An 11310-nucleotide genomic window follows, 5' to 3' on the forward strand; every position below is an offset into this window, starting at 1 on the left:
CCCCGGAGGCGACCGGCGCTCAGTCCGCCTCACCCTCCGTGTGCCAGTGGCGCACCCACAGCGGCAGCACGAACCAGCACACCAGGTACCAGGCCACCACGGCGCCGACCAGCCACGGCCAGTACCCGCCGTGCGACGCCACCCTCAGCACCAGGACGAGCGACGAGGTCATCGTGGCGAACAGCAGCACGAGCCCGACGACGGTGAACCGGGAGGCCCACGCGACGGCCGTGGGTTTGATGTGGCGACCGGAGAGGATCCGGTGGAAGGAGACCGGCGCCACCAGGGCGCCCGTGGTCGCCGATCCGAGCACGACCGTACAGACGTAGATCGCGTTGTCGGTGTCGCCGAGCTGGTGGAAGAGCGGGGTGAAGGCGACGGTCAGGAGGAATCCGAAGAGGATCTGCACGCCCGTCTGCGCCACCCTGACCTCCTGGATGAGGTCGCCCCACTTGCGGTCCGCACGCCCCTCGACGGTTTCGTCGCGCCCGTCGTCGTCGGTACGCCGCTTCCTGTCGTCGCTGTCCATCACGACCTCCTGTCACTCTCCGTGCCCCGGCACGGCCATCCGCTCCCCCGGTGCACTGGGGGTCACGCATCGGTACCCGCTCCGACAGATCGCAATCCGAGGGGCATCCCCGGGAGGGGCAGCGGATGCGCCGGCGTACAGCGGGTACACACAGGCCATGACCATCGATCAACGAGGCCCCGCCCTGCCGGACGGCCGCGGTGAGGTCTCCGCGGCGGTCATCGCCCATCTGCGCGGCGACGGCACCCCCCTGCCGGACGCGCGGGCGGTGGCCGACGCCGACCCCTACGGCGACGACCTCCAGCTCGCGCTGTACGTCTGCTACGAGCCGCACTACCGGGGTTTCGCCGGGGTGGACGACGCCTGTGAATGGGATCCCGCGCTGCTCACCGCGCGCGCTCTGCTGGAGGCCCGGTTCCTGGACGCCCTGCGGCGCGACGCGGCACGCGCGCACGACGTGGACGACGCCCTGGGCGAACTCCTTGTCGAGCCCGTCCACCCCACCGGTGTCTCGCACTACCTCCAGGAGGAGGGCCGCCTGTGGCAGCTGCGCGAGTACGCCGCCCAGCGCTCGCTCTACCACCTCAAGGAAGCCGACCCGCACGCCTGGGTGCTCCCCCGGCTGTGGGGCCGGGCCAAGGCGGGGATGGCGGCGGTGGAGTTCGACGAGTACGGCGGCGGGCGCGCCGAGCGGGTGCACGCCCGGCTCTTCGCCGACCTCATGACCGACCTTGGCCTCGACACGGCGTACGGCCACTACCTGAACGCCGGGTCGGCGCGCATGCTCGCCACGGTGAACCTGATGTCGTTGCTCGGGCTGCACCGGAGCCTGCGGGGCGCGCTCGTCGGTCACTTCGCCACCCTTGAGGTCATCTCGTCACCCGGTTCCCGGCGCATGGCGCTCGCGATGAAGCGCGCGGGCGCGGGGCCGGCCGCCGAGCTCTTCTACACCGAGCACGTGGAGGCCGACGCGGTGCACGAGCAGGTGGTGCGGCACGAGGTGATCGGCGGCCTCCTGGAGGAGGAGCCGCAGCTCGCCCCCGATGTCGTGTTCGGCATCGACGCCACCATGTTCCTGGAGGACCGCTTCGGCGAGGACCTGCTGGGGCACTGGCGGGCGGGGCGCACCTCACTGCGGGCGCCCCTCGACGACGGAGAAACCGCCCCGGTCCCCCGGTCCGCCGGGCCGAAATCGGACTCCGACCGATAAACACGTATTTGCAGGGATCTTTCCTGTATGGCCGGGCACTCGGCATGCATGACTCTTCTGGCCCCACCCGGCGTCTACACCCCACAGGCCGACACCGCGCTGCTGGCCGAAGCCCTGCGCGACGAGCCGGTGCCGCCGGGTGCCCACATCCTCGATGTGTGCACCGGCACCGGCGCACTGGCCCTCGCCGCGGCCCGGCGCGGTGCCAGGGTGACCGCCGTGGACATCTCCTGGCGTGCCGTTCTCACCGCGCGCCTCAACGCCCGGCTGGCCGGTCTGCCGGTGCACGTGGTGCGCGGAAACCTGCTGGCGCCGGTCGCGGGACGCGCGTACGACCTCATTCTGAGCAATCCGCCCTACGTGCCCGCGCGCACCGCCACCGCTCCCCGGCACGGCGCCGCACGGGCCTGGGACGCCGGGCACGACGGGCGGCTGCTCGTGCGCCGCATCTGCCGCGAGGCACCCCTCCTACTGCGCCCCGGCGGTGTGCTCCTGCTGGTCCACTCCGCGATCAGCGGCCCGGAAGCGAGCCTGCGGGAGCTGCGCGGCGCGGGGCTGAAGGCGGCGGTGGCCGCGCGGCGGTTCATCCCCTTCGGGCCGGTCCTGCGGGCCCGGCGGACGTGGCTGGACGCGCAGGGTCTGATCGAGGACGACGAGACGACGGAAGAACTGGTGGTCATCCGTGCCGAACGACCCGTCTGACAAGCCGCGCCGCATCCGAGTCCGGCGTGAGGGGCCCGTCCTCGTCGAGGGGCCGGTGGAAGTCGTCCTGGAGGACGGCACCAGCGCGGTCTCCGACCGCTGTGTGGTCGCGCTGTGCACCTGCCGTCGCAGCCGGACCTACCCGTGGTGCGACACCAGCCACCGCCGCCGCGTATGAGCGTCAGACGTGTACGCGGTCCGGGGTGAGCGGCAGCTCCCGGAAGCGGACGCCGGTGGCGTGGTGGACGGCGTTGCCGATCGCGGCGGCCGTCCCCACGATGCCGATCTCCCCGATGCCCTTGCTGCCCATCGGGTTGAGGTGAGGGTCCTCCTCGTCGATCCAGTGCGCCTCGATCGCGGGCACGTCGGCGTGGCTGGGCACGTGGTAGCCCGCCAGATCGCTGCCGATGAAGGCGCCGGAGGCGGGGTCCACACTGCCGCCCTCGGTGAGCGCCATGCCGAGGCCCATGACCATGCCGCCGATGAACTGGGAGCGGGCGGTGCGCGCGTTGAGGATCCGCCCCGCCGCGTACACCCCGAGCAGCCTCCGCACCCGCACCTCCCCGGTGTCCGTGTCGACGGCGGCTTCGGCGAAGTGGGCGCCGAACGCGTGCCGCGCGTAGGGGGAGTCCGCATCCGCCTTCCCCGAGGTGTCGGCGGACGCCGTGAGTCCCCCGGGCGGCAACGGGCCGGACCGCTCGGCCAGTTGAGCGGCCAGGGAGCGGCACGCCTCGTCCACGGCCCAGCCCCAGGACGCCGTGCCGGCGGAGCCGCCCGCGAGCGGCGCCCTGGGCAGCCCGGTGACGCCGATCTCCGTACGGACCGACTCCACCCCGACGCCGAGCGCCTCCGCCGCGATCTGGGCGAGTACGGTACGGGCGCCGGTGCCCATGTCGGTGGCGTTGAGCCGTACGACGTACAGCCCGTCGGGGTGGGCGGTGACCGTCGCGCGGCTGGGCGAGACCAGCACCGGATAGGTGGCGGCCGCGACCCCGGTGCCGGTCAGCCACGGCCCCGAACGCCGTACGCCCGGCCGGGGGTCGCGCCCGTCCCAGCCGAAGCGCGCCGCGCCCTCGCGCAGGCACTCGACGAGGTGCCGGCTGCTGAAGGGGTGTCCGCTGTCCGGCTCGGCCGGGGGTTCGTTGCACACCCGCAGGTCGATGGGGTCCATACCGAGGGCGCACGCGAGTTCGTCGACCGCGGACTCCAGGGCGTACATACCGGGTGTCTCGCCGGGGGCGCGCATCCAGGACGGGGTGGGGACGTCGAGGGCCACCGCCCGGTGGCTCGTGCGGCTGCTCCCGCTGGCGTACATCACGCGGGCGGGCACCGCCGCCTGCTCGACGAACTCCTTGACCCGCGAGGTGTGCGTGGTGACCTCGTGGATCAGCGAGGTGAGGGTGCCGTCGGGCCGGGCACCGAGCCGGACGCGGTGCAGGGTCGGGGCCCGATGACCGACCAGCTCCGTCAACTCACGTCTGGGCAGGGCGAGTTGGACCGGCCGTCCGACGTGCCGGGCGGCCAGTGCGGCGAGGACGACATGGGGGCGGGGTGTGCCTTTGGAGCCGAAGCCGCCGCCGACGTGCTCGCAGACGACGCTCACCCGTTCCTCCGGCAGGGCGAAGAGCTTCGCCAGGACGGCGCGCACGGTGTCGCCGCCCTGGCTGGAGTCGAACACCGTGAGCGCGTCGTCCTGCCAGAGCGCGGTCGCCCCGTGCGGCTCCATGGGGTGGTTGTGCAGCGGGGGCACCGCGTACGACACGTCCACCCGGACCGCCGCTTCGGCGAACGCGCCCTCCGGATCGCCCTGCCGACGCTCCCCCGGATGGCCCCCGTTGACCTCCTCTGGACTGTAGGCCTCCGGGTGGTCCCTGGTCAGGGTCACGTCGTGCGGCTCGCTCGCGTAGCGCACCCGTACCGCTCCGGCGGCGGCCCGTGCCGTCTCCAGGGTCTCGGCGACGGCCAGGGCGACCGGCCAGCCGTGGTGCGGCACCTGGGAGTCCTGGAGCACGGCCAGGGTCGGATCGCCCGCGTCGGCGAGACGGGCGGCGGAGTCCGGGGTGAGGACGGCCAGCACACCGGGCAGCGTGAGTGCGGCCGAGACATCCAGGGAGACGACCTTGCCGCGCGCCACGGTGGCGGGCACCGGCCAGGCGTGCACCCGGCCGGGCGGCGCGTACTCCGTGGCGTACTTGGCGGCGCCGGTCACCTTCGCGCGGCCTTCCCGGCGCTCGACGGGCGCGCCCAGGGCGCTCGGGGACGGTCCCACGGCGGTTCTCCTCTCGGGGTGTTCAGGACCTGGCGATCAGCGAGCCGAGCACTTCGCGGGCAAGGTCGCGGGCGAGCGACACCTTGTACGCGTTGTCGCGCAGCGGGACGGCGGCGGCGAGCTCGGCCTCCACGGCCTGGGCGACCGCCTCGGGGGTGGGTGCGCTGCCCAGTAGCGCGGCCTCCGTCCGCCGGGCGCGCCACGGGCGGTGGGCCAGGCCGCCGAACGCGACCCCGATGTGCCGGACCACTCCGCCCTCCACCTGGACGGCGGCGGCGACGGAGGCGAGCGCGAAGGCGTACGACGCCCGGTCCCGCGCCTTGCGGTAGCGCGAGACGGCGCCGTCGGGCAGGGGCGGCAGCAGCACCCCGGTGATGAGCTCGCCGGGGCGGATCACGGTGTCCTGGTCGGGGCTGTCCTGCGGCAGCCGGTGGAATTCGGTCAACTCGACCGTCCGGCCGCCGCCGGGCCTCGCCAACTCGACCACCGCGTCGAGGGCCGCAAGCGCCACGGCCAGGTCGGAGGGGTGGGTGGCCACGCAGTGTTCCGAGTGGCCGAGCACCGCGTGGTCGCGGTTGACGCCGTCCAGGGCGCCGCAGCCGCTGCCCGGCACCCGTTTGTTGCACGGCTTGGACAGGTCCTGGAAGTAGGCGCAGCGGGTGCGCTGGAGGAGGTTTCCCGCCGTGGTGGCCACATTGCGCAGCTGGCCCGAGGCGCCGCTGAGCACCGCCTGCGACAGCACCGGATACCGCTCGCGGACCAGCGGATGCGCGGCGAGCTCGGTGTTGCGCACGGTCGCGCCGAGCCGCAGCCCGCCGTCGGGCAACTCCTCCACCTGGTCGAGCGGCAGCCGTGTGATGTCGATGAGCACGTCGGGCCGTTCCACGCCGAGCTTCATCAGATCGACGAGGTTGGTGCCGCCGGCCAGGTACCGGGCCTCCGGGCGGCCCGCGTGGGCGGCTGCCGCCTCCGCGACGGTCCCGGCCCTCACATAGGTCATCGGCTTCACGCGGTAACCTCCCGCACGGCCGCGTCCCGGACGACCACTTCCTGCACGGCCTCCACGATGTGCGGATACGCCCCGCAGCGGCACAGGTTGCCGCTCAGCCGCTCCCGGATCTCCTCGGCGGTCAGCCGCACGGGGGCGCCGGTCGGCCGTCCGGTGTCGGTGACGACCGACGGCTGACCGGATCTGGCCTCGTCCAGCATGCCCACGGCCGAGCAGAGCTGCCCCGGTGTGCAGTAGCCGCACTGGAGCGCGTCCCGGTCCAGGAACGCCTGTTGCAGAGGATGCAGATCGCCGTCCGTGCCCACCATATCGGCGAGCCCCTCAATGGTGACGACCTGGCGTCCCTCCTGCGCGACCGCCAGCAGCAGACAGCTGTTGACCCGTCTGCCGTCGACGAGCACGGTGCACGCCCCGCACTGGCCCTGGTCGCAGCCCTTCTTCGACCCGGTGAGGGCGAGGTGCTCGCGCAGCAGGTCGAGCAGCGTGGTGCGGTGGTCGATCTCGATGACATGGACGGCGTCGTTCACCCGCAGGGTCACGCGCGAGTGCGTCGGCGGGAGCGCCCCGCCCCGGTCGGCCGGTTCGGAGCCTGGCTCGGGGCTGTGCTCACGCGGGCCATCGTCGTGCTCACGCGGGCCATCGCTTGCTTCCATGCTCACGGCTCCTCCGTCTGACGCGTCGGCGGCGTCTCCACCCTCGTACAGCCGACGCCCTCCGGCATCTCGGCGGCCCGTCCCGCTGCTCCGCCCGCCTGGTCGTACGGCGCCGCCCTGGCCCGTACCGGCCGACTGGCGCAAACGCACACCGGTTCGGGTGGTCCGGACGCGGGTAACCACCTCTCATGCTCACCTTTGGGGTCGAAGAAGAGTATTTGCTGGTGGACCCCGTGACCGGCCGGCCCCTGCCCCGTTCGGAAGAGGTACGGGCGCTGACCGGGCCGGATACGGTCGACGGGCCGGAGGTACAGCTGGAGCTGCTCCAGGCCCAGCTGGAGGTCGCGACCCCGGTCTGCCTGGCCCTGGGGGAGCTCGGCAACCATCTGGTGCGCCTGCGGCACACGGTGGGGACCGCGGCGGAGCAGCTGGGCTGCCGGGTCGCCGCCGTGGGGGCCGCCCCCGTCAACGGCGCGGGCCCCGTCCCGGTCACTCCACGGCCCCGCTATCTGGCGATGCAGACGAACGCGGGGCAGCTGGTCGACGAGCAGCTGATCAACGGCATGCACGTGCACGTCGGAGTACCCGACCGGGAAGTCGGCGTCGCCGTCCTCAACCGGATCCGCGTCTGGCTTCCCACCCTGCTCGCCATGTCGGCGAACTCACCGCTGTGGCACGGCCGCGACACGGGATTCGCCAGTTGGCGCACCCTCGTCTTCAGCCGCTGGCCCGTCAGCGGCCCCCCACCGCGCTTCGCCGACCTCGACGACTACGAGACCCGCACGGAAGCCCTCATCACCGCCGGGGCGGTCAGCGACAGCGGGCAGTTCTACTGGCACGCACGCCTCTCCGAGCGCTATCCGACCATCGAGGTGCGCTGTCTGGACGTGCAGGTGCGGGTCGACGAGGCGGTGATGCTCGCCGGGATCATCCGCGCCCTGGTCGCCACCGCCATCCGGGAGCACAAGGACGGCGACCCCGTACCGGAATGCCCCCTCGAACTGCTCCAGGCCGCGACCTGGCGCGCCGCCCGGGAAGGGCTGAACGGGGTGCTTCTCGACCCCGCCGGGCAGCGGCGCAGCTGCGGCGACGTGCTGTGCCAGCTGGCCCGGCACATCGGCCCCGCCCTGGAGGCGGCGGGCGACGGGCTTGAGGTGAACTCCCTGATGCAGCGCCTCCTGCGCCGGGGAACCGGCGCCGACCGGCAGCACCGGGCCTTCACGGAAGGCGGCATTCCGGCGGTGATCGACCTGGTCACGAGCCAGAGCGTCAGGACCTAGCGCTCCGGCTCCCGTTCCGGCCGTACGGTGTCCAGGAGGGCGGGGTTCACGCGCCGACGTACCGCGCGAGGTGCTCGCCCGTAAGGGTGGAGCGGGCGGCGACCAGGTCGGCGGGGGTGCCCTCGAAGACGATCCGGCCGCCGTCGTGGCCCGCGCCGGGGCCGAGGTCCACGATCCAGTCGGCGTGCGCCATGACCGCCGGGTGGTGTTCGACGACGATGACCGACTTGCCGGAGTCGACGAGCCGGTCGAGCAGGCCGAGCAGCTGCTCGACGTCGGCGAGGTGGAGGCCGGTGGTCGGCTCGTCGAGTACGTAGACAAGGCGGTCGCCGCCCTTCTCGGCCATATGGGTGGCCAGTCTGAGCCGCTGCCGCTCGCCGCCGGACAGGGTGGTGAGCGGCTGGCCGAGGGTGAGGTAGCCGAGCCCGACGTCGGAGAGCCGGGTGAGGATCTTGTGCGCGGCCGGCGTACGCGCCTCGCCGTCGGCGAAGAACTCCTCCGCCTCGCTCACCGGCATCGCCAGCACCTCGCTGATGTCGCGGCCGCCGAGGTGGTGGTCGAGGACCGATGCCTCGAACCGCTTCCCCTCGCACTCCTCGCAGGTGGTGGCGACGCCGGCCATCATCGCCAGGTCGGTGTAGATGACCCCGGCGCCGTTGCAACTGGGGCAGGCACCCTCGGAGTTGGCGCTGAACAGCGCCGGCTTCACACCGTTGGCCTTGGCGAACGCCTTGCGGATCGGGTCGAGCAGCCCGGTGTACGTGGCGGGGTTGCTGCGCCGGGAGCCCTTGATGGCTCCCTGGTCGACCGAGACCACGCCCGCGCCGGGCGGGATCGAGCCGTGGACCAGAGAGCTCTTGCCGGAGCCCGCCACACCGGTGACCACGCAGAGCACGCCCAACGGCAGGTCGACGTCGACTCCGCGCAGGTTGTGCGCGGTCGCGCCACGGATCTCCAGCGCGCCGCCGGGTGTGCGCACCTTCTCCTTGAGGGCGGCGCGGTCGTCGAGATGCCGGCCGGTGACGGTGTCACCCGCCCGCAGCCCCTCGACGGTGCCCTCGAAGCAGACGGTGCCGCCCGCCTGCCCCGCACCGGGGCCGAGATCGACGACGTGGTCGGCGATCGCGATGGTCTGCGGTTTGTGCTCCACCACGAGCACCGTGTTGCCCTTGTCGCGCAACCGCAGCAGCAGCTCGTTCATCCGCTGGATGTCATGGGGGTGCAGCCCCGTGGTGGGCTCGTCGAAGACGTACGTGACGTCGGTGAGCGAGGAACCGAGGTGGCGGATCATCTTGACCCGCTGGGCCTCGCCGCCCGACAGCGTGCCCGACGGCCGCTCAAGGGCGAGATAGCCGAGGCCGATCTCCACGAACGAGTCGAGCGTCCGTCGCAGGGTCGCCAGGAGCGGCGCCACCTTGGCGTATCCCCTGCTCGAAGAGCTTGGGGAAGGCTCGTCGAGGCCACGGACCCATTCGGCCAGGTCGCTGATCTGCATCGCGCAGGCGTCGGCGATGCTGATCCCCTCGATCTTCGACGACCGGGCCGCCTCGCTGAGGCGGGTGCCGCCGCACTCGGGGCAGGTGGTGAAGGTGACCGCCCGGTCGACGAACTCCCGGATGTGCGGCTGCATCGCCTCCCGGTCCTTGGAGAGCATCGACTTCTGGATCTTCGGGATCAGCCCCTCGTAGGTGAGGTTGACGCCCTCGACCTTGACCTTGGTCGGCTCCCGGTAGAGGAAGTCCTGCATCTCCCTCTTGGTGAACCTGCGGATCGGCTTGTCCGGATCGAGGAGGCCCGACTCGGCGTAGACCCGCACGGTCCAGAAGCTGTCCGACTTCCAGCCGGGGATGGTGAACGCGCCCTCGGCGATCGACTTGGAGTCGTCGTAGAGCTGGGTGAGGTCGATGTCGGTGACCGAGCCCCGGCCTTCGCAGCGCGTACACATACCGCCGGTGCGGTTGAAGGTCGCCGTCACGGCCTTGGTCCTGCCGGCCCCGCGCTCGACCGTGATCGCGCCGCTCGCCCGGACCGAGGGGACGTTGAAGGCGAACGCGTTGGGCGAGCCGATGTGCGGCTGCCCGAGCCTGCTGAAGAGGATGCGCAGCATCGCGTTGGCGTCCGTGGCGGTGCCGACGGTGGAGCGGGGGTCGGCGCCCATCCGCTGCTGGTCGACGATGATCGCGGTCGTCAGCCCTTCGAGGACGTCGACCTCGGGCCGCGCCAGATTGGGCATGAAGCCCTGGACGAAGGCGCTGTACGTCTCGTTGATCAGCCGCTGCGACTCCGCGGCGATCGTGTCGAACACCAGCGAGCTCTTGCCGGAGCCGGAGACGCCGGTGAACACCGTCAGCCGGCGCTTGGGGATCTCGACGCTGACGTCCTTGAGGTTGTTCACGCGCGCGCCGTGCACCCGGAGCAGATCGTGGTTCCCGCCACTCCGCGGCGCGGGCGACTCACCGCCCGTCCTTTTGGCCGTGCCCATCGTGTCTCCCTCTGCCCTGCGGGGCCGCCTCCGCGATCCGCGCCGGGATCGCGCCTGGCTCGATCTAACCAGCTCCGGGCAGCGGCGTCGCCCCCGTGGCGGAGACGGGTGCGGAGACCGCCCCGGCATTCACACGGCCTCACACCCAAAGTCATCCCTCGCACACGCCACGAAGTTCTCCGAATTCCGCTCCGCCGCATGCATACGGCCCGTTTCAGTGGAAATACGCTGCCCCGGAATGGGCGGTGCCGGGGACCCGTGTCCCGGCCCTGCGCCCCATTCCTTTCGGCGGTGAACCCTTTGTCGCCCAAGGAGCGCAAGTCATGTCCACTCGCTGCGCCAATCGCCGCACGTATGACGACACACCGGATACCGATGAAGCGTTCGTACGGCTCGCCGCACTGCCGGACGGGCCCGAACGGGCAGCACTGCGCGAAGAGTTGGTGAATTCCTGGCTTCCCCTGTCGCAACGGCTCGCCGTGCGTTTCCACGACCGCGGTGAATCCGCGGAGGATCTCCGCCAGGTCGCCGCCGTCGGTCTGCTCAAAGCCGTCGACGGCTTCGATCCCGTCCTCGGCACGCCGTTCGTCGGCTATGCCGTTCCCACCATCACCGGCGAGATCAAGCGCCACTTCCGCGACCATATGTGGACCCTCCATGTGCCGCGCCGCGTCCAGGAACTCCGCAATCGCGTCCGCACGGCCCGCCACGAGCTGCAGTCCGCCGGAATCGGCGAACCGACCGTCCGGGAAGTGGCGGAACACACCGGCCTGAGCGAGACGGACGTACGGGACGGCCTGGAGGCCATCGACAGCTTCCGCGCCATGTCCCTGGACGCCGAACAGGCCGACGCGCAGAGCCCCTACACGCTGGCCGACACCCTCGGCTCCGAGGACCCGGCGCTCGACACGCTGATCGACCGCGAGTCCCTCAAGCCCGGTCTGCGTGAACTCCCCGCCCGCGACCGGAAGATCCTCTATCTGCGCTACTTCCAGGGCATGACGCAGAAGAACATCGGCCTCGAACTCGGCATCTCCCAGATGCACGTGTGCCGTCTGCTGCGTCAGTGCTGCACCCGCCTGCGCGACGAGGCGATGTGCCCGGCGCCGGGCGAGGCCGCGTGACGCGAGCGGTGAAGCGGGTGAACATGCAGCGGGGCCGCCCGGGCTCTCGGCC

10 protein-coding genes are annotated in these 11310 nt (G+C 72.0%); 5 read left to right on the forward strand and 5 right to left on the reverse strand.

The window, feature by feature from the left end; all coding sequences use genetic code 11:
• Positions 1–19 precede the first annotated feature (19 nt).
• Positions 20–529, reverse strand: coding sequence for a DUF6328 family protein (locus tag ACFWA7_RS38165; protein ID WP_385549557.1), 510 nt, complete (start codon positions 527–529; stop codon positions 20–22).
• A 157-nt stretch (positions 530–686) separates the two neighbouring features.
• On the opposite strand from ACFWA7_RS38165, the gene ACFWA7_RS38170 reads away from it, so the two are divergent.
• From ACFWA7_RS38170 to ACFWA7_RS38180, 3 genes are read left to right on the forward strand one after another with little or no spacing between them, the layout of a single operon-like run.
• Positions 687–1739, forward strand: a complete 1053-nt coding sequence (locus tag ACFWA7_RS38170) for an iron-containing redox enzyme family protein (protein WP_385827752.1) — start codon at positions 687–689, stop codon at positions 1737–1739.
• Between the two features lie 48 nt (positions 1740–1787).
• Entirely contained in the window at positions 1788–2441 is a 654-nt protein-coding gene (locus ACFWA7_RS38175; protein WP_385827754.1) for a HemK2/MTQ2 family protein methyltransferase, read from the forward strand.
• Complete coding sequence (locus ACFWA7_RS38180) at positions 2422–2619, forward strand: CDGSH iron-sulfur domain-containing protein (RefSeq protein ID WP_101386583.1); 198 nt, start codon at positions 2422–2424, stop codon at positions 2617–2619. Before ACFWA7_RS38175 ends, ACFWA7_RS38180 begins: the two co-directional genes overlap by 20 nt.
• A 3-nt stretch (positions 2620–2622) precedes the next feature.
• On the opposite strand, the gene ACFWA7_RS38185 is transcribed toward ACFWA7_RS38180, so the two are convergent.
• The 3 genes from ACFWA7_RS38185 to ACFWA7_RS38195 are packed head-to-tail and all read right to left on the reverse strand — an operon-like array spanning position 2623 to position 6372.
• Positions 2623–4710, reverse strand: a complete 2088-nt coding sequence (locus ACFWA7_RS38185; protein ID WP_385549548.1) for a xanthine dehydrogenase family protein molybdopterin-binding subunit — start codon at positions 4708–4710, stop codon at positions 2623–2625.
• 22 nt (positions 4711–4732) lie between these two features.
• On the reverse strand, positions 4733–5719 hold the full coding sequence (locus ACFWA7_RS38190) for an FAD binding domain-containing protein (protein WP_385827756.1): 987 nt from the start codon (positions 5717–5719) through the stop codon (positions 4733–4735).
• Entirely contained in the window at positions 5716–6372 is a 657-nt protein-coding gene (locus tag ACFWA7_RS38195; protein ID WP_385827758.1) for a 2Fe-2S iron-sulfur cluster-binding protein, read from the reverse strand. Before ACFWA7_RS38195 ends, ACFWA7_RS38190 begins: the two co-directional genes overlap by 4 nt.
• A 188-nt stretch (positions 6373–6560) precedes the next feature.
• On the opposite strand from ACFWA7_RS38195, the gene ACFWA7_RS38200 reads away from it, so the two are divergent.
• On the forward strand, positions 6561–7652 hold the full coding sequence (locus tag ACFWA7_RS38200) for a glutamate--cysteine ligase (protein ID WP_385549539.1): 1092 nt from the start codon (positions 6561–6563) through the stop codon (positions 7650–7652).
• A 46-nt stretch (positions 7653–7698) separates the two neighbouring features.
• Here ACFWA7_RS38200 and ACFWA7_RS38205 read toward each other — a convergent pair whose 3' ends face one another.
• Positions 7699–10134, reverse strand: a complete 2436-nt coding sequence (locus ACFWA7_RS38205; RefSeq protein ID WP_385827760.1) for an ATP-binding cassette domain-containing protein — start codon at positions 10132–10134, stop codon at positions 7699–7701.
• Between the two features lie 323 nt (positions 10135–10457).
• On the opposite strand from ACFWA7_RS38205, the gene ACFWA7_RS38210 reads away from it, so the two are divergent.
• A complete protein-coding gene (locus ACFWA7_RS38210) occupies positions 10458–11258 on the forward strand; it encodes a SigB/SigF/SigG family RNA polymerase sigma factor (RefSeq protein ID WP_385549534.1) in 801 nt (266 codons plus the stop codon).
• Positions 11259–11310: the final 52 nt, after the last annotated feature.

Origin of the sequence: Streptomyces sp. NPDC059994, from assembly GCF_042737755.1 — a bacterium.
Classification (GTDB): domain Bacteria; phylum Actinomycetota; class Actinomycetes; order Streptomycetales; family Streptomycetaceae; genus Streptomyces.

What these genes read in the sequence shown, in the direction of transcription:
- ACFWA7_RS38165 (WP_385549557.1), bottom strand. Translation starts at nt 529, where the DNA reads ATGGACAGCGACGACAGGAAGCGGCGTACCGACGACGACGGGCGCGAC.
- ACFWA7_RS38170 (WP_385827752.1), top strand. Translation starts at nt 687, where the DNA reads ATGACCATCGATCAACGAGGCCCCGCCCTGCCGGACGGCCGCGGTGAG.
- ACFWA7_RS38175 (WP_385827754.1), top strand. Translation starts at nt 1,788, where the DNA reads ATGACTCTTCTGGCCCCACCCGGCGTCTACACCCCACAGGCCGACACC.
- ACFWA7_RS38195 (WP_385827758.1), bottom strand. Translation starts at nt 6,372, where the DNA reads ATGGAAGCAAGCGATGGCCCGCGTGAGCACGACGATGGCCCGCGTGAG.
- ACFWA7_RS38200 (WP_385549539.1), top strand. Translation starts at nt 6,561, where the DNA reads ATGCTCACCTTTGGGGTCGAAGAAGAGTATTTGCTGGTGGACCCCGTG.
- ACFWA7_RS38205 (WP_385827760.1), bottom strand. Translation starts at nt 10,134, where the DNA reads ATGGGCACGGCCAAAAGGACGGGCGGTGAGTCGCCCGCGCCGCGGAGT.
- ACFWA7_RS38210 (WP_385549534.1), top strand. Translation starts at nt 10,458, where the DNA reads ATGTCCACTCGCTGCGCCAATCGCCGCACGTATGACGACACACCGGAT.